Source organism: Vibrio sp. AND4 (assembly GCF_000171815.1).
Classification (GTDB): Bacteria; Pseudomonadota; Gammaproteobacteria; order Enterobacterales; family Vibrionaceae; genus Vibrio.
The window spans coordinates 22,103-43,597 of sequence record NZ_ABGR01000006.1 but is presented as its reverse complement, the minus strand read 5'-3'; the positions used below and the strand labels follow the sequence as shown (position 1 = coordinate 43,597).

Sequence of the window (21,495 nt, the reverse complement as noted above, 5' to 3'; positions counted from 1 at the left end):
CATGGCACGATTTTTTATCGATCGGCCGGTATTTGCTTGGGTACTTGCGATTCTGACTATGTTGGCGGGCGTAATGTCCCTGTTCAACTTGCCGGTTTCTCAATACCCGACGATTTCACCGACCACGATCTCAATCAATGCCCGTTATCCTGGTGCTTCTGCGAAAACCGTAGAAGACTCAGTAACTCAGGTTATCGAGCAAAACATGACGGGTCTGGACTACCTACGCTACCTAAACTCAAGCAGTGATGCGTTTGGTAACGCGACCATTACGCTGACATTTGATAGCGAAGCCGATCCAGATATTGCGCAAGTTCAGGTGCAGAACAAACTGCAACTGGCAATGACGTCGCTTCCGATGGAAGTGCAAAGCCAAGGTATCATCGTAAACAAATCCAACACCTCATTCTTGATGGTTGTGGCAGTTTACTCGGAAAACCCGAACTTCACGGAAAATGACATTGGCGACTTTGTTGTTACCAATATTCAAGATCCGATCAGCCGTGTTACGGGCGTCGGTCAAGTGCAAGCGTTTGGTTCTCAATACGCAATGCGCGTTTGGCTCGACCCATTCAAACTGACTCAGTTCAACCTAACGGCAATCGACGTTGCGAACGCTATTCGTGAGCAGAACGCACAGGTTTCTTCTGGTCAGTTAGGAGCAGCGCCTGCTCAGTCTGGCCAGTTGCTAAACGCGACCATCTCTTCCGCAAGTCGTCTAACCAGTGTGGCAGAATTCAGAAACATCATTCTGAAATCAGAACCGAACGGTTCGAACGTTTACCTGAAAGACGTGGCGCGTGTTGAGCGCGGCGCAGAAAGCTACGACATCAAAGGTCAGTACAACGGCTTCCCAGCGGCAGGTCTTGGTATCTCGCTAGGTACTGGTGCGAACGCGCTAGAAACAGCAGAAGCAGTAAAAGAACGCCTTGGTCAGTTAAGTGCGACATTCCCAGACGGTTTGAAGATTGCGTACCCATTTGAGACCACGCCATTCGTAGATGCGTCGATCAAAGAAGTCATCAAGACGCTGCTTGAAGCCATCGTGTTGGTATTTTTGATCATGTACCTGTTCTTGCAGAACTTCCGTGCGACGATCATCCCAACGATTGCGGTCCCGGTGGTATTGCTGGGTACGTTTGCGATCCTTTACGCGACCGGCTTTAGTGTTAACACCTTAACCATGTTTGCGATGGTTCTGGCAATCGGCTTGCTGGTGGACGATGCGATCGTTGTGGTAGAGAACGTGGAACGTGTGATGCACGAAGACGGTCTTGATCCAAAAGAAGCAACGAAGAAGTCAATGGGGCAGATCACTGGCGCACTAGTGGGTGTTGGTTTGACGCTGTCTGCGGTATTCGTACCTATGGCATTCATGTCTGGCTCAACCGGTGTTATCTATCGTCAGTTCTCTATCACCATAGTAGCGGCGATGACGCTATCGGTATTGGTGGCGATCATTCTTACTCCGGCACTTTGTGCGAGCTTGCTGAAAAAAGGTGACGCAGAGTTTTCGGATAAGAAAGGCTTCTTTGGCTGGTTCAACCGTAAGTTTGATGCGGCAACGGCGGGTTACGAAGCGGGTGTAGCGAAAATGCTAAAACGCACTGGTCGTATGTTGTTGGTGTTCGCGGCGATGAGTGCGGGCGCAGGTTGGTTGTTCATGAATCTACCAACATCGTTCCTACCGGACGAAGACCAAGGTACTGTGTTCTCAATGGCCATCTTGCCACCGAACTCGACTCAAGAGCAGACTGAAAAGACACTAGAAAAAGTCCGTAACTACTTCCTAGAAGAAGAGCAAGACAACGTGGCGTCAGTGTTCTCGGTAGCTGGATTCAGCTTCGCGGGTCAAGGTCAGAACATGGGTATGGCGTTTGTCGGCCTGAAAGATTGGTCAGAGCGTGAAGCTCCGGGTTCGGATGCGGCTTCGCTGACAGGTCGTGCTATGGGTTACTTCTCAACGATTAAAGAAGCAATGGTGTTTGCGTTTGCACCACCAGCGATTCAAGAGTTGGGTAACGCGACCGGTTTCGATTTCTACCTACAAGACTCAACTGGTAATGGTCACGAAGCGCTTGTGGCGGCTCAATATCAAATCCTAGGTATGGCAGCACAAAATCCGAAACTGGTGGGTGTGCGTCCAAACGGTCAAGCAGATGCGCCGATGTACCAAGTGCATATCGACCACGTGAAATTACGCGCGCTTGATGTGAGCATTAACGATGTAAACCAAATTTTAGCTTCGGCATGGGGTGGTGCGTACATCAACGATTACATCGATCGCGGACGTGTTAAGAAGGTAATGGTGCAAAGTGACGCAGAACACCGAATGCAGCCGAAAGACTTCGACTCTTGGTATGTGCGTAATTCACAGGGTGAGATGGTACCATTCTCGGCATTCGCAACGGGTGAGTGGACTTACGGTTCTCCGCTATTGCAACGCTTTAACGGTCTACCTGCGATGAACATCCAAGGTGGCGCGGCTCCGGGCGTCAGTACTGGTGAAGCGATGGCAGAAATTGAAGCCATGGTAGAAAAATTGCCTCCTGGCTTTACGGTGAACTGGAACGGCATCTCTTACGAGGAACGTCTATCAGGTAACCAAGCGCCAATGCTTTACGCGCTGTCGATTCTGGTTGTCTTCCTTGTATTGGCTGCATTGTACGAGAGCTGGTCAGTACCATTCGCGGTTGTACTTGTTGTGCCTCTAGGTGTGCTAGGTGCGGTACTTGCGGTCATGACTCGCGGTATGGATAACGACGTATTCTTCCAAGTTAGCTTGTTGACCACTGTTGGTCTGGCAACCAAGAACGCGATTCTTATTGTGGAATTTGCTAAGGAATACTACGAGAAAGGTGCGGGCTTGATTGAAGCAACGCTGCACGCGGTGCGTGTTCGTCTTCGTCCTATCATCATGACCTCGCTTGCGTTTGGTCTTGGTGTCGTGCCGCTAGCGATCAGTGCGGGTGTAGGCTCTGCGGGTCAGAACGCGGTAGGCACGGGCGTACTTGGCGGTATGGTAAGTGCGACCTTGCTTGGTATCTTCTTTGTGCCGGTGTTCTTCGTTGTGGTTGAGCGTCTGTTCGATCGCCGTGCAAGAAAAGAAGCGCAAAATGAGCAAGTGATATCTACTTCCAGCTCTGCGCAAAGCCAAAAATAGGGCGGCATTCGGTTAGAAAGGCTGATTGAATTGTGGCTAACAATAATGGTGAGAGGACGCTTCGGCGTCCTTTTTTGTACTTAATTTCGCATTTTGGCTTTGATGCTTAATCTTTAGGCCTTGCTTGACAGCGAATAACACCTGTGTATTAGGGGTGAGCATTCAATTGTACACTGACCCAAAGGACTAATGAGGGGGCGCCGTTTTCTGATGATAGATTCTTAGTCTTGCGGGGCCGCAGAATGGTGGGTTGTTTTTATGATGAGTGGGCTGAAGAAATCATCATTTTGGATAATTAGGAAAAAAGATGAAGTTAGGCAACGAATGGCAAAGTACCCGTCGACACTGCCATTTTTGATGGCGTATTCGTTGAAGAAAGCGACTCGTGGTTTAGTGACGTGCATGGTGTTATTTATTGCTAATATTATCAGTAGTGATAAACGAACGGATAAGCTCATAATGACTAAATTACTTTGTATTACTCTGTTTTTATGGGCTTTTTCTTTGGCCAGTCCAGCGCTGGAACTTTCTCCGTTAAAGTCAGAGCCTTATGTTGGTGATTTGGAAGTGCTAAAGCAGAAAAAAGCCGTTCGTATTCTTGTGTCTGCTGACCTCGGTTTTTACTACATCCAAAATGGTCAGCCCAGAGGCATCATCTCTGAACTCATTCATGAGCTTGAGCGTTACTTGCGTAAAAGCAACAAAGCGATAAACATTCAGGTGATTCCTGTGGCAAGAAATGAGCTCATTCCAAGGCTGATTTCTGGTTATGGGGATATTATCGTGGCGAACTTAACCATTACGAATGAACGCAGAGAGGAGATTGCGTTCAGCGATCCGGTTCGTGAAAACGTCTCGGAAATCATAGTCACGAACGGGAAACATTCAGGCATTCAAAGCATGGAGGATTTGAGTGGCTTAGATATTTGGGTAAGAGAAAGCTCTAGCTATCATAAAAGTCTAACGAAGGCGAACAGCTACTTAAATATACAAAACAAGCCAGGCATCAATATCATGTTTCTTGATGAGATCATTCAAGACTACGAGATTCTTGAGATGATCAACGCTGGTTTTATCGATGTCACCGTGCTAGATCAGCATAAGACGGGGATGTGGGGAAGCATCTTTCCTGACGTCATTTTCCATGATCAATTGACAGTAAGACAAAATGCACAAATCGCTTGGGGGATAAGAAAAGATTCCCCTCGCCTTGAAGAAGCAATCAATAAGTTCATTAAGAAGATTAGGGTAGGCACCTTGTTTGGCAATGTCGTCAATGAAAGGTATCTAGAAAATGACAAATGGTTGAGAAAATTCCTCAACAGAGAGAATGTTATCCGATCTAAAGAGCTCTGGAATATTTTCTACTTTTATGCTCAGGAATATCAGTTCAATCACTTATTGATGATGGCACAAGGCTTTCAAGAGTCAGGTTTGAATCAGAATGTCATTTCTCACAAGGGGGCGGTTGGTATCATGCAAATACTACCGACCACTGCGCGCGACAAAGCGATAAACATCTCCAACATTTATGAAAAGGAGCCCAATATTCACGCTGGTTTGAAATACATGCATTACCTAAGAAAGTACTTCTTTAACGATGCCGCGATCAGCGAAAATGACATCATTTACTTCTGTTTAGCTGCCTATAACGCAGGGCCTGGCAACATCAGAAAGATGAGAAAAATTGCAAAGGAAAAAGGCTACGATCCCAATGTGTGGTTCGATAACGTGGCAGTAGTGACACGCCAACATATAGGTATGGAGCCAATACGCTACGTGACCAACATTAACCGCTATTTCATTGCTTACAAGCTTTTAGAGCGATTGAACAGTCGTCGAAACGATCTTGAACCTTACCTCCATCCGCCATATAAACGCTCCGCGATTAAGCTTTACTATTAGCTATCTATTCCATCCGGTATCTCTGTTGACCTGCTCAATATCGCAGTTTGGCTACGCTTGGTTGTTAGTTTGTTGCATATACTGTTTTACTAAATTAACTTAAAAAGCTCAGAAGTATTTCACGTTAATTTGCTCATTGGTTTAGTAGAGAGTTTAATTATTGGAGCCATCGATCGGTTCTAACAGAGGTATTCAAGGATGAAAAGCAAACAAAACAAAGTGGTATTATGCGCATTTGTATCAGGAAGCTTGTTTGGCGCAGTACTGGTCATCGCTATGCATATTCAGATTTGATGCAAGGAAGCTATTTTGATGGGGGCATGGGGCATTGATATCACACTAGCCTACTTTATTCTCTCATTTTTTACTTAAACTCATTGATAATGGTTCTCATTACGCTATTTTGTGGTTTTGAAGACAATCTATTGCGGAGACCAACATGGAACACTTGGACATTACTCAGCGGCTTATTCCACAAAGTGATTGGGCATCGCCTTATCTTTTTTTATATGAAGGTGAAGATAAGCTGCGCCTGAGCTTAGAAGGAGCAATCCAATACAGCGGGCTGAACAGTATTGGTGGTGTAGTACTTGGGTTTAGGATGATTCAGTACGCAGTACAATTAGCTGCTGGAGAGCAGTCTTTGCAGCGCGACGGCATCAGTATTTATACCGCTTTCCCCGGACGTGGTGCACAAGATGCATTTGAATACACATGCCGAGCATTACGCGATCGACGTTATTGCTGTGATACCACACTTCATCACCCTGCTGCGCAATCTGGTCAACGTGGTCAGTTCCTATTTACGATTCGCTTAAATGAGCAATCTATGGTGATGACGCCAGCTAACGGTTTACCAAGGCAAAGTTATTTCGAAGCTGATCGTCACTCTCAAGAGAGTCGACAGGCGGCATGGAAGTGGCGAGATGAGAAGATTAACTTTGCGAACACGCTTTTAAGTTTGCCTCCCGAAGAATGCTTACGCGTGTTGTAACGTTTGAGTTGCACCAACAGATAAATAACAGAAGGTCGCTCGCTTTCAAACCAGCGACCTTCCTGTAATAAGCGTTCATGAAGACCAGATTTCCATTCACGCTTAGTATTGCTGGAATGACGCGTTTTAGGATGTGGTTTATCGGGGATCCCTCAGTTCCAATTGCTCATAAAGGAGAGTCATTAACTGCAAAAAATTCACGACGAAAATCCGCAATCTCTTGTTGGTAATAACGTTGCCATTCTGAATCTGACCAACTCGCGTGGCTGGTGGCTCTTTGTGATGTCAGCCTTGATTTTAACTGCTGCAATTCATCTTGATAATCAGTTGCTTGCTGTTTTTGCTCTACAATTTGCTGCCTCCGATTGTTTATCTCTTCGATTTCTTGTTCAGAGAGGTAGTTCTGTTGAAGCGTCAGAATCAATTCCTCACGTTCTGAGTCATTTATTCTGTTGGGAATCAACGCGACTGCACGTTCATACTTTGCTTGATGACTTTGCAACCCCAGCGCTGCCTCATTGCCTTGCCACATTTGGAGCAAATCTTTGTAGGTTTGAACATAATCTTGAGTGGGGATATCGGCCAACTGTTCAGCTTGCAAACTAAAATCGTACAATGCGAATTCATCGGCAAGAATCACCTCTGACAGTTCACCCCAAACCTGTTTTGCTGCTGATTTGAACAGCGCAATACGAGGCGCCAGCGGTTGTTGCTCATCAAAAGGTAGGGCAGCCAAGTTTTGCTGCCAGAGGCTGTTGAGCGCGTGGTAGTTTTTCAGCAGTGCGAAATGCTCAGCAGACAAATGTTCTTCGAGCTCTATCAACTGAGATTCGCAGTTCTGGTCTGACTGACATGTATGCCAAAACGTTTCTATCTCTGTTTTTAACGCTCGCCCTTTGAGTTCAACTAAACGCTGAGACACAGCCTCGATCGAAGAGGGTATTCCTTCTGTTTTAGGCAAGATGACTTTCCTCTTAGTTTGTCCTGCCGCTAAAAAAACACTGTTCTTCGCTTGGGTGTCAGAGGTGTTTTCCGACGTGTAAGAGAGTGGATACAAGTGTTCATTCTTGTTTCCCGCGGATAAAAACCAAATTGTGCCCGCCACAGCGACGGACACAAAAATGAACGAAAATGGCCTCATGGTTTGAGCACTGTACTCACCGGAAAGTGATCCGACAGGTTGTAATGCTGCCATATACTTGCCGCTGTTGAGCGTGGTACATCAACGTAGTTATCGTTTTGCGATTTTATACCATACTCGTTACTGACCATCACATAGTCGAGGTATTCCACACTTCCGTCTCCGGAAAAAGTTCTGCCAGCAAAGTTGTTAATGCGTGGATCAAACGTAGATTCGGTATAGCCAGAATATTCCGGTTCGATAGCGCTAAGGTTGGCGATCATCTGCTGGTAATCATCAGGGAATTTCAACTTATTGACGTTAAAGTCGCCACTGTAAACTACGGTTTCATTACTTGGGATATTCAAAGATTGAGCCATCGCGCGCATCTGCTTGAACTGACGTTGACGATGTTCGCGTGCTATCTCAGTATCAGAGGAGGCTGCATGAGTGTTAAAGATATGGTAAGCCTGACCACCCTTGATGATCTCCGCATAATTTATCCCTTTATCAGCGAGACAATCGGCACTGGAACAATCAGGAAAGACATACTGTGCCTGATTCACGATAGGGTAGCGGCTGACAATGGTCACGCCGCCGTCGTGGATGTTGAAGCCATCTTTGTCCAGCATTTTTGTTTGATACGGGTATTCTTTAGCGAGTTCGCGCAAAAACGCCTCTCGACCATCCGCAAACACTTCTTGTAGTGCGACTACGTCGAACCCTTTAACGTATGAAGGAATCAGCTCGTAGCGGTCATCAATGTGTGAAGCCACAGCCGGTAAAGCCCAAATGTTGTATGTCATCAAATTTAGGTGTTGCTCATTGTCGTCGAGAGCTTGATTTACTCTCCTCGGTGTGACGGTGTAGTACAAGTCATCATAGCCCTCAGTGGCGTCGGATTTAAAAGCGAGCTCGGTTGTGCGAGTACCAAATGAATCGGTGTTATAACGGTGGATTTTACGATCACTTTTTAACGCCATAGCGACATCAGAAGCGGATACACCGTATTGAATCGTCGAGTTATACCAGTGACCCTCCATCACCTGCCTTAAGGTTATGCTCTCACCTAACGGGTTAGATGCTACGGTCTCAAATTCATAATGCTCGCCTGTTCGCACACCCTCCCAGCGGTTGAAGCTCAAAATTGATTTGGTTTCCCATGGTTCAAGTACTTGCACATTTTGTTGCCATTCTTCGCCGTACTCCAACAAATCGCTGCCATCGTGTGTCACTTGGATAGTTAAAGGTTGGTCAGAATTGTTTGTTAGGTATACATAAGTGTCCGCGAAGCTTGGCAATGCGAGTAAGCCACTTAGCCAAATAGTCCGTCGTGTTAATTTCATCTGTCTGTCCATAAATTGAGTGAGTAGAATTATTCTTATTGATAGTTATGAGTTGCATATTAAATATGGATGACAGTAAACCGTACGGCATACTTTGGTTGCAAGTTGTGATCTTTGTTTGAGATTAAAATCGATGGTTTTCATGTCGCGATGCTTTCTATCTACATGGAAAATAAGAAGGCCACTGAAAGAACATCTTATTAAATATGAGTGTTTTTGCAGTGTATGTACCTTCTCCGCCTGTCATGACGTTGGCGTATCTATTGGTTGAAAAGTCGTATGCATTTGCAACGGTTTTTAACTGGATAACGCGAATACAAGTATTGTCTTGTTATTTGATTGTTGCTTGTTGTGAATAGAAAGTTACAGTGCAGGGTTTTCTATTCACATTGCGTGCGTCTTTGGGGTGTTTTTTGAACTGACATCATAAAAATTATGCAATTTAATTCACATTGGCAAGTTTGAGAAATATAAGTGCAGCACTAATCATATAAATTATCAATGAGTGTTGTTATGTCTCATATTCGTCTATTCTCACTACATCGTTTTGCGCTAGCCTTTGTTTTCGGCACTGTGTCCAGTTTTTCTTTCGCTAACAAACAGTGCGATATTTCTGCGCTTGAACAAGCTTCGGAGCTTGCTCCTGTAATCTCCTCGGCGACTTACCACTGTCATGAATCTTGGTTTTCTGCCCCCAGCAGTTCGATAGACAATATCTACAGCGAGGGGAGTTTAGCCCGAATTCAAACTGTACTTAACCGTGCCATCGCCAACTACAGCGGTGAGGCAGAACAAGCGCGCCAATTGGAGAACCTTGGTGAGTTTATACGTGCGGCTTATTACGTTCGCTATAACGAAAAACAGCCAGCTTTTTCACGAGGGCTTAGTCAAGGTTTTGCCCGCACTACCAAGGCATTCCTTGCTAACCGTCATGCACTAGACCAAGGATATGAGCAAGTAAGTGCAATGAAAAGCCTGACTTTGATGGTCGATAACGTAAAGCAACTGCCGTTGACGATGGAATCACAATTGGCGGCCCTCCGCTACTTTAACCCAAGCACCGCGCAAGATACGCAGTGGGTTGATGGGCTAAACAACCTTTTTCGTGCCATGTCTGGTCATGCTGGGCGTGGTTATTTCTACCGCTATTTGTCGGAGAATAATCGGCATATTCAAGTGCTAATAAAGTTTACTCAGCAAAATGAATGGGCATTAGATACTGATGCCAGTTTTCTTGTGTATAACGCGGTGCGCGAAGTTGGTCGTCTACTTGCCAGTCCTTATTCCTCCACTCGCAGCGCCGCATTGGCAGAGATGCAACGAGTGATGGAGCGATACCCGTTGGGGAGTAAGCATGACAAACTGTGGCTCGCTGCGGTTGAGATGATGGAGTACTACGCGCCAGAGAGCTTAAAAGGTTTGGATTTAGAGCAAGCGAAACGCCAAGTCGCAGCCAATGTGCTGCCAAATCGTTATGAGTGCGATGGACCTGCAATCATTCGTTCTCAAGACTTAACCCATGCCCAAGCTTTGGAAGCGTGTGCAGTTTTGGCAGCGAAAGAGGCTGATTTCCATAAAGTTGCGAATACTGGGTATCAACCCGTAGAAGACGATCACAATGATCGGGTAGAAGTGGCGGTGTTTGCTAATAACGGCAGCTACGTTGATTACTCGTCGTTTTTGTTTGGCAATACCACGGATAACGGTGGCCAGTATCTTGAAGGCAACCCCGCGCAATCAGATAACGTCGCGCGTTTTGTCGCTTACCGTTACGATAATACTGATAAGCTCTCCATTCTTAATTTAGAGCATGAGTATACTCACTACCTAGATGCACGTTTTAATCAGTATGGCTCATTTAATCATAACTTGGCTCACGGTTATGTTGTTTGGTGGCTTGAAGGTTTTGCTGAGTATATGCATTACAAGCAAGGTTACGACGCGGCGATCGGCCTTATCGAAGAGGGCAAGATGAGCTTGTCAGAAGTGTTTGCGACCAATTACTCACATAATACTAATCGCGTCTATCGCTGGGGTTATCTTGCGGTTCGCTTTATGTTTGAAAAACATCCTCAAGAGATCGAGGGTTTGCTTACGCTTTCTCGCTCTGGCCAGTATTTGGAGTGGGCAAGACAAGTTAAAGTATTAGGTGAGCGATACGATAGTGAATTTGAACGCTGGCTCGCGTCTATTGCTCATGAATCTGAGCAACCGAAGGCAGAGCAGCCCCCAAGTTCGAGTGGCTCGACATCGGCTTCAAACCAAGCGAGCGAGCTTACCGCGAACCAGAGTGTCGTGTTAAATGGTGCGGCGTACAGTGAGCAGTTGTTCTATGTGGACGTGCCAGAAAACATGGCGCACTTCGAAGTGGAGATACAAGAAGGCAATCTGGGCGATGCGGATTTGTATATAAGCTTTGAGCAAGAAGCGCATTACTACGATTTTGAATTCAGCCAACATGGTCCGGGTAGCAATGAGATTGTGATGTTCGAACCAAATCGATCTGGCTATGTTAAACCAGGTCGTTATTACATCAGCATCACAGGTCGTTCTGCGTTTGATGCGGTGACACTAACTGCATCATTGAAAAAGCAAGCCGAGCTACCGCCAACATCTGAAGATGATTTAACACCAGTCGTATTGGAAGTTGGTCAAACACAATCTCTAACGGTGCTTAAACGACGCTATGCCGCAGTTTATGTACCGAGAGGCGTTCAAGAGGTACGTGTTTGGCTTAAAGATAAAAATAGTTTTACCGACAATGGCAACGTGGATCTTTACGCGAGCCGAGAAAACTGGCCAACCACAGAGCAACATGAACATGTGTCTGATGGCAGTGGTAGTAATGAATATCTAAGAATACCAATAACTAAAGAGGGCTATTTACAATTCTCGTTGGACGCGCCACAGCAAGGAGGTGAAGTCGAGATGCTGGTTTTTTTTAATAAGTAACGCCCAGTAAAAAATTTGAAAGTCGAACATTAGTGTTCGGCTTTTTTATTGTGTCTTCCTATGCATCTTTACGAATAATTGACTTTGAGCTGCAATAACGCTGTCACATTTGAGGTATAAGTTCTTCAACGGAAATTGGCGGTGCCAGCAGCCTGCTGGATTCATCGACCATTTGGTGAGTAACTTAACTTTTAGATTGGAAAGTCATGTCAAGAGAAGTAAACCCAGCTGATGAAGTGATCATTAAATTGCTACAAAGCCAAGGTTTGATAAAAAGCGAAGCGGAGGCTCGCTTAAAAGATGAGGTTTACCGTTTGCAACCGCAGGAGATCGAAATGGTAAAAAATTACGATCAACACTTTGGTAGTAATGCCCAAGAGAAGTTGATTGATGAGATTTTAAATCTTCGACGCAAAATTTTGATCAAGGAAATTTCCCGCTCGCAAACTGCTGCTTGCGAGTAATTGGCTTCTATTATACTCAAATCACACTCGCTCAACCGAACATAGCGACTAGAATGAGAAAAACCAAACGCGGTGTCTGGTTTTTCTCATTGAGTTCGGCTTAATACCTAAGCTTTTAACACGGGAACGCCACTGTGGAATTTGAAATCGTCATCCGGCGTTGAAATAAGCTGAGCTTCAATGCGCCCAAATTCTGCTACACGTGCACTAATATCCTTGCCCGCGATCTGTTCTGCCAAAATCAAGTAATCTTGGTAGTGACGTGCTTCTGAACGCAGCAAAGATACGTAGAATTTGGCAATGTCTTCGTCCATATGTGGAGCCAGTTTTGCGAAACGTTCACAAGAACGAGCTTCGATATAGGCGCCAATAATAAGCTTGTCAATCAAGGTTTCTGGTTCATACGTTTTCATTTCAGAAATCAGTGTTTTCGCATAGCGACTTGCAGGAATGTTCTTATATTCCACGCCACGGTTTTCCATGATTTCAAGCACTTGATAGAAGTGGTGTAATTCTTCTTTGATAAGTAGGACCATCTTGTCGATCAGATCTTGGCTGTAAGGTGAATCTGATTTAGCGATGATCGCTTTAGAAATATTACTTTTTCCTTTGAGCGTCTCTAGCGAGCCTTTCTTGCGGTAGGCAAAGTCCTCATATGGCTTGAACCAATCGAGTAGGGCGTGTGAACTCGCTTTATCCACGGCATATTTGCGGATCAGGAACATGGCTGATTGGCCAGCTTTCAGTTCACACAGCAGGTGGTCTAATAAAATGGTTTGAAGGTTTTCAGGTTTCTTTGCCTCTTCAACCCATTCATCTGGGGTGCTGCATTGTAAGAATTGGTTAATTGGGGCAAGGAGGTCCTGATAAGAGTTGAGATTAATCATTTAATTTTTAATACTTTACATTCAAATTTTGGTTTATCCAGCCAACATCTTTTTAATAGAAATAAGGCACAAAAAAGGCTGCATACGCAGCCTGAATCGAGATAGGCAGGAAAGCTTGAAAAGAGTTTACCACTTTTTCTTTTCGCCGAAGAGCGCATCCATATCATTGTCGCGTTCTTTATCTACCTGATGCTGCATGTCAGCGTCATTTTTGTCTTGGCGTTTCTTATCAAGATCGCCAAGCATTCCTTCAAGTTTTTGTTTCGCTTGCGTTGAGTAAGCGTCGTTTTTAGTGCTCAGTGCATCAATGCCTTTACGAAGCAGTTGAAGAGCCGTACCAGGCTGACCTCGCGCAATGGAATCGTTCGCACGCTTGATCACATTCTCGATGTTGATTCGTATCTGCATTGTTTCAAGGCGCGCGTTCTCTGCCACGTAACTTTGTGTGTTCAAACGGCCTTTATTGTGTTCATTACGAACCGTATCTCGTAGGCGCTTAACAAGTTTAAGCATGAGTATGGCTTGCTTGTCGCTGCTTGGCATTTTAAACGTCGTACTTTCGCCGCCTTGATTATTATCTGCCAGTTGAGCAATTTGCTGCTTCATATTCTCAATCCGCTGGACTAATTGTTTGTCCTTTGGATCCAGCTCGCGCATATTTTCGAGCGCATCAAGAATACGATTGTTCAGGCACAGCAGTAAGTCCTTGCTAAAAGGAATATGGTGAGCGTGCCCAATAAGTTCCTCGGTACTGTCAATCAGTGTCACGTAACGAGCAGATTCCTGTCTTTTTGTGGTCTCTACTTTTACTTTGTACTGCAGCATGATGTTGTAACCAAGAACCAAGACCAGTAGAACGGCTACCAAAATGACAATTAAACCAGTATTCATATCTTTGCGTCTGCTTTTTACTTTTTTATGACCAACAACAGAGAATACATGAATCTTATCTCTCTCGGCACCCTATTTATCTGATTATTTTACCCTAAACACGTTTTCCGTCGTATTTGGGCAGAGAATACGGCGAGCGGTGCAAAAATACAGATTTTAAAGAATCAAACATTGTGCATATCAAAACGTTATAAGTGATTCACTATTAGCTTGAGCTATAAGTTAGAAATTACTGTTCATTTAGTGGCTAACACGTTATAACTAAACATTATATCTACTCGGCCAAGTCGGCAATATGAGTATGACATTATTGTCTCAATCAATGAGTAAGGGATTACGATGAAGCTGCAACAACTGAAGTATATTGTTGAGGTTGTAAACCATAATCTGAACGTTTCTGCGACAGCAGAAAGCCTATACACATCACAGCCGGGCATCAGTAAACAGGTCCGTTTGTTAGAAGATGAGCTAGGTATTCAGATCTTTGAACGAAGTGGTAAACACTTGACTCAGGTGACACCCGCTGGTGAAGAGATCGTACGAATTTCTCAAGAGATTCTAGCGCGTGTGGAAAGCATTAAAGCCGTGGCGGGGGAGCATACTCACCCTGAAATGGGCACGCTGAATATTTCTACCACTCACACTCAAGCACGCTATGCACTTCCTGATGTGATAAAAGGTTTTACGTCTCGTTACCCAAAAGTGTCCTTGCATATGCATCAAGGAACGCCTTCGCAAATGTCTGAGGCGATCGCAAAGGGAACAGCGAACTTTGCCATAGCAACAGAAGCGCTTCACCTTTACCAAGACGCCATCATGCTACCTTGCTACCACTGGAATCGTTCTATCGTGGTACCAAAGGAGCATCCATTAGCAAAGAAAGACGTCGTTACAATTCATGACTTGGCGGCTTATCCTTTGGTGACCTATGTGTTTGGCTTTACTGGTCGTTCTGAGTTGGATACGGCGTTTAACCGCGAAGGTTTGACCCCACGTGTGGTATTCACTGCAACCGATGCGGACGTGATAAAAACTTACGTTCGTATGGGGGTAGGGGTTGGGGTGATTGCGAGTATGGCTGTCGATCACGATCAAGACGGCGATTTGGTTGCAATTGATGCGAGTCACTTGTTTGGCGCAAGTACCACAAGCATTGGCTTTCGTCGTGGTACCTTCCTACGTTCTTATATGTATGATTTTGTTGAGCGCTTTGCACCACACTTGACACGTCCTGTTGTTGAGCAAGCGATTTCTCTAAAGTCAAACTCGGAAATTGAAGAGATGTTTAAAGACATAGAACTTCCGGTGAGATAACTCTTCATTGCTGTTTCGATTCCCTCTACAATGCAACCGTTGCAGGGGGAACTATGAAAACGCAATTTCAATTTATTAATGACTGCTTAATTGAGCATCAATCGTTGTGGCGATTCCAGCCATTTAAAAGTAGTGTCCACGCATCATTACCTTGGCAAGCCCAACACCCTCAGCTTTGCCGGTGGTTAACCTCTCTAACTCCCTCTGAAATCGATGAATACAAATCGGACCCTGAACTTGCCATGAGGGCACTTAGTCCCTTTTTGCCTGAGCTTGAAGCACTTGCCGATGTTAGCTACTTGAAGCCCCTAGCGCTAAAAGGTTTGGACCTTTCTCGTGGTTTAGACAGTGGTATTCCTGGTCGCAAATTAGCGCAGATCTGCGCCATGGGAGAGGCGGCTATTCACCATCATCATGGCGAAGAATGGCTAGAGTGGTGTTCAGGCAAAGGTTATTTAGGGCGCATCCTGACAACGCAAACTGATCAGCCAGTTACCAGTTTTGAATACCAACAAACGCTGTGTGATTGTGGGCAACAAGCGGCAAATGAGCATGATTGGAAGATGACCTTCATCCAGGGCGATGCATTTGATAACCAATCGAAGGCCGTGTTTAAGCCAAACCAACACGCGGTGGCATTGCATGCGTGTGGCGATCTTCACGTTCGCTTAATACAGTACGGCAGTGAAAATGGCGTTGCAGCGATGACAATATCGCCATGCTGTTATCATTTGATTCAGTCTGAGCAATATCAGCCGATGTCAGAGTCGGCTAAGGCTTCTTCTCTTTCTCTGTCTAAGCAAGAACTGCGTATCCCCTTACAGCAAACAGTGACTGGTGGTGAACGTGTGCGTCGTCATCGTCAGCAAGAAATGGTGTTTCGCTTAGGGTTTGATTTGATCACGCGACAAGTATTGGGTATGGAAGGATATCAGCCAGTGCCGAGCATTCGTAAGTCGCAATTAAGTGATGGTTTTGAGTCTTTGTGTCGCTGGGCAGCGGAGCAGAAGGGCATCGTTTTTCCGCAAGAAATCGATTTCGAACATTTTGAAAAGTTGAGCGAACAGCGCTTTTGGCAAATGGAGCGTTTGAGTCTGGTTCAGTTGGTTTTTCAACGTCCGTTGGAGATTTGGTTGGCTTTAGACAAAGCACTTTATCTTGAAGAACGTGGTTATCGTGTTAGATTGGCAGAGTTTTGCGCTAAATCTGTCACACCTCGAAATATTTTAATTTGCGCTTATAAGATTTAGATCTTTTTTATAGCTAAATGTTCTAAGCAAAAAGCCCACTTCCTAGTGGGCTCTTGTAAACAAAACGTGACATTTTTGTACGTTATTTTGTCATTAGTTGAACATCGCGATAGCTTGCGCTGGTTCAATGTATTCTAGCTCAAAGCTCTCTGCCACTTCTTTGCAGGTTACTTTGCCGTGGATAACGTTTAGGCCTTCAAGGAAACCTTTGTCTTCTATAAGTGCTTCGCGATAGCCTTTATTTGCTAGCTTCACTATGTATGGCAGTGTGGCATTGTTAAGCGCAAATGTTGAAGTGCGAGCAACCGCACCTGGCATGTTCGCCACACAGTAGTGCACCACGTCGTCAACAATGTAAGTTGGCTCTGCATGCGTAGTTGCGTGAGAAGTTTCGAAGCAACCACCTTGGTCAATGGCGACGTCAACCACTGCCGCGCCAGGCTTCATTTTAGCGATGTGCTCTTTTGTTACCAACTTAGGCGCTGCTGCACCCGGAATTAGAACCGCGCCGATTACTAGGTCTGCTTCTAGAACATGCTTCTCGATGGCGTCTTCAGTAGAATAAACCACTTTAGCGCGACCTTGGAATTCTTCATCCAGCTTGCGAAGCGTATCCACGTTACGGTCAAGAATAGTCACGTCAGCACGAAGACCGACCGCCATACGTGCTGCGTTCGCGCCAACGACACCGCCACCAACAACGACAACTTTTGCAGGTTCAACACCCGGTACGCCACCTAATAGTAAACCGCGGCCGCCGTGAGATTTCTCCAACGTTTGTGCACCGGCTTGAATTGACATTCTACCAGCCACTTCTGACATTGGTGCTAACAGTGGCAAACGACCCATATTATCTGTTACAGTTTCGTATGCGATACAGACAGCCTTGCTCTTGATTAGCTCATCGGTTTGTGGAAAATCTGGTGCAAGGTGTAAATAGGTAAATAAAATCTGCCCTTCGCGGAGCATTGCTCTCTCGACAGCTTGGGGTTCTTTTACTTTTACAATCATATCTGCTTTTGCAAATACGTCGGTAGCAGTAGAAAGGATGGATGCGCCAACAGCGATGTAATCATCGTCTGTGAAGCCAATACCAGTGCCAGCATTGGTCTCAACTAAAACTTGGTGACCATGTGAGATCAGTTCTCTCACGCTAGCTGGGATCATTCCCACACGGTATTCGTGGTTTTTAATTTCCTTTGGAACGCCAATGATCATCCTGTATCCTCTTTCTAAAATGGTTGTATTAACTGTTTGTAGGGTGTTATTGTCGAATTAACATCTAGTATAGATGTTGATTTGTAATATTTGGCACCAAATATTAAAAAGTTGTAGTATATTTTTTTGCAAGGAAGTAATAAGGTGGAATAAAAAATGGCAGAGAACTATAAGAAGCCGTCTAAGGAACTAGATCGTATTGACCGCAACATTCTTAATGAACTGCAGAAAGACGGTCGTATTTCGAACGTCGAACTTTCAAAACGGGTGGGACTTTCTCCGACACCCTGTTTGGAGCGTGTGCGTCGCTTAGAACGCCAAGGTTACATTACTGGGTACACTGCGCTGTTAAACCCGCAGTTCTTAGACGCATCACTACTGGTATTCGTAGAAATCACCTTGAACCGCGGAGCACCTGATGTTTTTGAACAGTTTAACGCTGCGGTTCAAAAACTCGACGACATTCAAGAGTGTCATCTTGTATCAGGTGATTTCGATTATCTTCTAAAGACTCGAGTGTCTGATATGGGTGCTTATCGTCGTCTGTTGGGCGATACGTTGCTGCGTCTTCCGGGCGTCAACGACACACGTACGTACGTCGTAATGGAAGAAGTGAAGCAAAGTAACCAGCTTGTGATTAAAACTCGTTAAATTCTTGCAAAGAAAGCGGTAAATACCTCCGCTTTCTCAATAGAGCAATTGGGTTTTTCTCTTTGATATGGTTAAATCAATTTACCGAGCGGCTTTGTGCCGCTCGGAACATTTTGCTCATTCCTATTCATTTCCAATTCAAGTTGATTTATGTTCAAAGAGAACGCAAAGAAAGTCGAAACCATTATTAAAACCAGTGAAGAGCCTCAGTCTTCACGTCTCAATGGCTTCCAACGCTTAAAAGAGTGCTGCTTTATCGTTGGCGTTCTTAGCTCGGTGCTGTTGGCTGTTGCACTATTTACCTTCAGTCCGGCTGATCCGTCTTGGTCCCAAACTGCTTGGGGAGGGGCGATCAATAACGCTGGTGGTTTGTTCGGCGCATGGTTAGCCGACACACTATTTTTTACCTTTGGTTCCCTCGCGTATCCATTACCATTCCTGCTGACTGCGGGAGCATGGGTGCTTTGTCGTAAGCGTTCCGAAGACGATCCTATCGACCTTATGTTGTGGGGCACTCGTCTGTTGGGTTTAGTCATCCTCATTCTGACTAGCTGTGGACTTGCCGATATCAACTTTGACGACATTTGGTATTTCTCGTCTGGTGGTGTGGTTGGCGACGTACTGACCAGCTTGGCCCTACCTACATTGAATTTGCTGGGAACGACGCTTGTGCTTCTTTTCCTATGGGGAGCCGGCTTTACTCTGTTTACAGGCATTTCTTGGTTGAAAATCGTTGAATGGTTGGGTGAGCGTGCACTTGGCACTATTGCGACTGTTACCAACAAAGTTCGTGGTACGGAGCAAGAAACGCTTGAGCCTCAGTTGGATGAGTTTGCCGAAGATAGCGTGATGAGTGAGCGTGTTAAAGAGGAACTTGAAGACGAGTCTTTGCCGCACCTTACTGCTTACGATATAGAAAAGCCAGTAGAAGAGGTACCTGCACATGAATACCCGATTTACATGCCACAGTCGGTGACAGAGCAACCTCAACAACACCCAGTGACGCAAGCTGTTGTTCCGCCAGCACCTCAGGTTGCAGATATAGCGCAAGTTCCTGTTCAGCCTCAGGTTCAAGGCCACGCCCAAATGGCTGAGCCTGTTCGCGTTGTGAATACAGACAATGTCGACCCAATGGTGGAACGTACTAAGCAACTGGACGTCACCATAGAAGAACTTGAAGCAGCGGCGCAACAAGCAGATGACTGGGGGGATGAAACGCCACCTATACAAGAGCCAGTTGTTCCGCCTGAAGTGACTGGGCATGAGACAAGCCTCCATGATCTGTCCGATAACGCGCCAAACTATGACGAGTATGCTCAGTTCGAAGCTGAACAGGCTCATCAGACGCAAGTACACGCTGAGATTGGGCAGCAAACACCAAGCCAGCCTCTACAAGACGAGCCAGTGATTGACTCTGTTGCTCTGGATAAAATTGTTGAACAAACTGAGCCGAGCCAGCACATCGAACCAACCATTTCGAACTTCGATGTAGTTGATGAAGAAGATGAATATCAAGCACCGCAGTCTGCTCAACAAGCCCAGACTACGTATTTAGAGCCGCAACAACCTGTTTCTCAACCTGCACTACAGCAGTCTGAACAAGAACCACCTAGGCAGCAGCAAGTCGTACCGCAACCACAATCGGCAGCGCCTTCTGCTACGTTTGAACCGACACCTCAAGAAGTCGAGGTAGAAGAAGTTCAAGAGGGCGATCAAGATGTTGCAGCTTTCCAAAACATGGTTTCGAGTGCTCAATCGAAAGTCGCTGCTCAGCAAAACCCGTTCTTGGTACAAAAAGATCAAAACTTGCCCGTTCCTACAGAGCCACTACCGACACTAGAACTGCTCTATCATCCAGAGAAACGTGATAACTTTATCGATCGAGATGCCTTGGAAGAGGTTGCGCGTCTCGTTGAAACTAAGCTTGCGGATTACAAGATTAAAGCGGATGTAGTTGGTATTTACCCTGGCCCTGTTATCACTCGATTCGAACTTGATTTGGCACCGGGCGTGAAAGTAAGCCGTATTTCTGGTTTGTCTATGGACTTGGCACGTGCCTTGTCTGCGATGGCTGTACGTGTTGTCGAAGTCATTCCGGGCAAACCTTATATTGGTCTAGAACTGCCTAATATGAGCCGCCAGACGGTATACCTGTCGGATGTGATTAATAGTCCACAGTTTGAACAAGCAACCTCACCAACAACGATCGTTCTTGGCCAAGATATCGCGGGTGAAGCTGTGATTGCCGACATTGCGAAGATGCCCCACGTACTGGTAGCGGGTACAACTGGTTCTGGTAAGTCAGTAGGTGTTAACGTGATGATCTTGAGTATGCTTTACAAAGCATCACCGGAAGATCTGCGTTTCATCATGATCGACCCGAAAATGTTGGAGCTTTCCATCTATGAAGGTATTCCACACCTTCTTTCAGAAGTGGTTACCGACATGAAAGATGCGTCTAACGCACTGCGCTGGTGTGTGGGCGAGATGGAGCGTCGTTACAAGTTAATGTCGGCTCTTGGCGTACGTAATGTCAAAGGCTTTAATGAGAAATTGAAGATGGCCGCAGACGCAGGCCATCCAATTCATGATCCATTTTGGCAAGATGGCGATAGCATGGACACGGAACCGCCGTTGCTAGAGAAACTGCCATACATTGTGGTAGTGGTCGACGAGTTCGCCGATCTCATGATGGTCGTCGGTAAGAAGGTTGAAGAGCTGATTGCTCGTTTGGCACAAAAAGCGCGAGCGGCAGGTATCCACTTGATCCTAGCGACGCAGCGTCCATCGGTTGATGTGATTACCGGTTTAATCAAAGCGAACATCCCAACGCGTGTCGCGTTCACGGTATCAACTAAAACCGACTCTCGCACTATTCTTGACCAAGGCGGTGCTGAATCGCTACTTGGTATGGGTGATATGCTTTACTTACCGCCAGGTTCAAGCCATACGACCCGTGTTCACGGGGCGTTTGCATCGGATGACGATGTTCACGCTGTTGTAAACAACTGGAAAGCGCGTGGTAAACCAAACTACATCGATGAAATCATCAGTGGCGATCAAGGTCCAGAGAGCTTGCTACCGGGTGAGCAGATGGATTCGGATGAAGAAATGGATCCATTGTTCGATCAAGTCGTGGAGCACGTGGTCCATTCGCGTCGTGGTTCGGTTTCTGGCGTACAGCGTCGATTTAAGATCGGTTATAACCGAGCAGCTCGTATTGTTGAGCAACTAGAAGCGCAAGGTATCGTAAGTGCTCCGGGTCACAATGGTAACCGTGAAGTACTGGCTCCTGCGCCACCAAAAGATTAATGAACTTGTGTTACTCACCTCAGTCATA

General features: G+C 45.7%; 14 protein-coding genes. 9 read left to right on the top strand and 5 right to left on the bottom strand.

Annotated elements, in window-relative coordinates; all coding sequences use genetic code 11:
• Window position 1 precedes the first annotated feature (1 nt).
• The 3 genes from AND4_RS09075 (at window position 2) to AND4_RS09065 (ending at window position 6,062) form a co-directional block, all read left to right on the top strand.
• Window positions 2-3,163, top strand: a complete 3,162-nt coding sequence (locus AND4_RS09075) for an efflux RND transporter permease subunit (RefSeq protein ID WP_009842666.1) — start codon at window positions 2-4, stop codon at window positions 3,161-3,163.
• 456 nt (window positions 3,164-3,619) lie between these two features.
• Window positions 3,620-5,068 (top strand): lytic transglycosylase F, encoded by a 1,449-nt coding sequence (locus AND4_RS09070; protein ID WP_052297991.1) that lies wholly within the window; start codon window positions 3,620-3,622, stop codon window positions 5,066-5,068.
• 439 nt (window positions 5,069-5,507) lie between these two features.
• Window positions 5,508-6,062, top strand: a complete 555-nt coding sequence (locus AND4_RS09065) for a hypothetical protein (RefSeq protein WP_009842663.1) — start codon at window positions 5,508-5,510, stop codon at window positions 6,060-6,062.
• 166 nt (window positions 6,063-6,228) lie between these two features.
• Here AND4_RS09065 and AND4_RS09060 read toward each other — a convergent pair whose 3' ends face one another.
• Both AND4_RS09060 and AND4_RS09055 read right to left on the bottom strand, forming a co-directional pair.
• On the bottom strand, window positions 6,229-7,203 hold the full coding sequence (locus tag AND4_RS09060; RefSeq protein ID WP_009842661.1) for a hypothetical protein: 975 nt from the start codon (window positions 7,201-7,203) through the stop codon (window positions 6,229-6,231).
• Complete coding sequence (locus AND4_RS09055; protein WP_009842660.1) at window positions 7,200-8,528, bottom strand: sphingomyelin phosphodiesterase; 1,329 nt, start codon at window positions 8,526-8,528, stop codon at window positions 7,200-7,202. Before AND4_RS09055 ends, AND4_RS09060 begins: the two co-directional genes overlap by 4 nt.
• A 513-nt stretch (window positions 8,529-9,041) precedes the next feature.
• Between AND4_RS09055 and AND4_RS09050 the strand changes: the two genes are divergently transcribed.
• Together AND4_RS09050 and AND4_RS09045 are read left to right on the top strand one after the other, a co-directional pair.
• On the top strand, window positions 9,042-11,480 hold the full coding sequence (locus tag AND4_RS09050) for a M9 family metallopeptidase (protein ID WP_009842659.1): 2,439 nt from the start codon (window positions 9,042-9,044) through the stop codon (window positions 11,478-11,480).
• 206 nt (window positions 11,481-11,686) lie between these two features.
• A complete protein-coding gene (locus AND4_RS09045; protein ID WP_009842658.1) occupies window positions 11,687-11,944 on the top strand; it encodes a hypothetical protein in 258 nt (85 codons plus the stop codon).
• Between the two features lie 107 nt (window positions 11,945-12,051).
• Here AND4_RS09045 and AND4_RS09040 read toward each other — a convergent pair whose 3' ends face one another.
• Together AND4_RS09040 and AND4_RS09035 are read right to left on the bottom strand one after the other, a co-directional pair.
• Window positions 12,052-12,831 carry a tRNA isopentenyl-2-thiomethyl-A-37 hydroxylase MiaE gene (locus AND4_RS09040; RefSeq protein ID WP_009842657.1) on the bottom strand — a complete coding sequence of 260 codons (780 nt, stop codon included), beginning with the start codon at window positions 12,829-12,831 and terminating at the stop codon, window positions 12,052-12,054.
• A gap of 126 nt (window positions 12,832-12,957) precedes the next feature.
• Window positions 12,958-13,722 carry a hypothetical protein gene (locus AND4_RS09035; RefSeq protein WP_009842656.1) on the bottom strand — a complete coding sequence of 255 codons (765 nt, stop codon included), beginning with the start codon at window positions 13,720-13,722 and terminating at the stop codon, window positions 12,958-12,960.
• 339 nt (window positions 13,723-14,061) lie between these two features.
• Between AND4_RS09035 and cysB the strand changes: the two genes are divergently transcribed.
• Window positions 14,062-15,036 (top strand): HTH-type transcriptional regulator CysB, encoded by a 975-nt coding sequence (gene cysB / locus AND4_RS09030; protein ID WP_009842655.1) that lies wholly within the window; start codon window positions 14,062-14,064, stop codon window positions 15,034-15,036.
• Window positions 15,037-15,089: 53 nt separating this feature from the next.
• Window positions 15,090-16,286 carry a methyltransferase gene (locus AND4_RS09025; RefSeq protein WP_009842654.1) on the top strand — a complete coding sequence of 399 codons (1,197 nt, stop codon included), beginning with the start codon at window positions 15,090-15,092 and terminating at the stop codon, window positions 16,284-16,286.
• Window positions 16,287-16,379: 93 nt separating this feature from the next.
• Here AND4_RS09025 and ald read toward each other — a convergent pair whose 3' ends face one another.
• Window positions 16,380-17,504, bottom strand: a complete 1,125-nt coding sequence (gene ald, locus AND4_RS09020) for an alanine dehydrogenase (protein WP_009842653.1) — start codon at window positions 17,502-17,504, stop codon at window positions 16,380-16,382.
• A 156-nt stretch (window positions 17,505-17,660) separates the two neighbouring features.
• Here ald and lrp point away from each other — a divergent pair, with 156 nt between their 5' ends.
• Entirely contained in the window at window positions 17,661-18,155 is a 495-nt protein-coding gene (gene lrp / locus AND4_RS09015) for a leucine-responsive transcriptional regulator Lrp (RefSeq protein ID WP_009842652.1), read from the top strand.
• A gap of 150 nt (window positions 18,156-18,305) precedes the next feature.
• Window positions 18,306-21,467, top strand: coding sequence for a DNA translocase FtsK (locus AND4_RS09010; protein ID WP_009842651.1), 3,162 nt, complete (start codon window positions 18,306-18,308; stop codon window positions 21,465-21,467).
• The last annotated feature ends 28 nt before the right edge of the window (window positions 21,468-21,495 follow it).

What these genes read in the sequence shown, in the direction of transcription:
- AND4_RS09075 (WP_009842666.1), top strand. Translation starts at nt 2, where the DNA reads ATGGCACGATTTTTTATCGATCGGCCGGTATTTGCTTGGGTACTTGCG.
- AND4_RS09065 (WP_009842663.1), top strand. Translation starts at nt 5,508, where the DNA reads ATGGAACACTTGGACATTACTCAGCGGCTTATTCCACAAAGTGATTGG.
- AND4_RS09060 (WP_009842661.1), bottom strand. Translation starts at nt 7,203, where the DNA reads ATGAGGCCATTTTCGTTCATTTTTGTGTCCGTCGCTGTGGCGGGCACA.
- AND4_RS09055 (WP_009842660.1), bottom strand. Translation starts at nt 8,528, where the DNA reads ATGAAATTAACACGACGGACTATTTGGCTAAGTGGCTTACTCGCATTG.
- AND4_RS09050 (WP_009842659.1), top strand. Translation starts at nt 9,042, where the DNA reads ATGTCTCATATTCGTCTATTCTCACTACATCGTTTTGCGCTAGCCTTT.
- AND4_RS09045 (WP_009842658.1), top strand. Translation starts at nt 11,687, where the DNA reads ATGTCAAGAGAAGTAAACCCAGCTGATGAAGTGATCATTAAATTGCTA.
- AND4_RS09040 (WP_009842657.1), bottom strand. Translation starts at nt 12,831, where the DNA reads ATGATTAATCTCAACTCTTATCAGGACCTCCTTGCCCCAATTAACCAA.
- AND4_RS09035 (WP_009842656.1), bottom strand. Translation starts at nt 13,722, where the DNA reads ATGAATACTGGTTTAATTGTCATTTTGGTAGCCGTTCTACTGGTCTTG.
- cysB (WP_009842655.1), top strand. Translation starts at nt 14,062, where the DNA reads ATGAAGCTGCAACAACTGAAGTATATTGTTGAGGTTGTAAACCATAAT.
- AND4_RS09025 (WP_009842654.1), top strand. Translation starts at nt 15,090, where the DNA reads ATGAAAACGCAATTTCAATTTATTAATGACTGCTTAATTGAGCATCAA.
- ald (WP_009842653.1), bottom strand. Translation starts at nt 17,504, where the DNA reads ATGATCATTGGCGTTCCAAAGGAAATTAAAAACCACGAATACCGTGTG.
- lrp (WP_009842652.1), top strand. Translation starts at nt 17,661, where the DNA reads ATGGCAGAGAACTATAAGAAGCCGTCTAAGGAACTAGATCGTATTGAC.
- AND4_RS09010 (WP_009842651.1), top strand. Translation starts at nt 18,306, where the DNA reads ATGTTCAAAGAGAACGCAAAGAAAGTCGAAACCATTATTAAAACCAGT.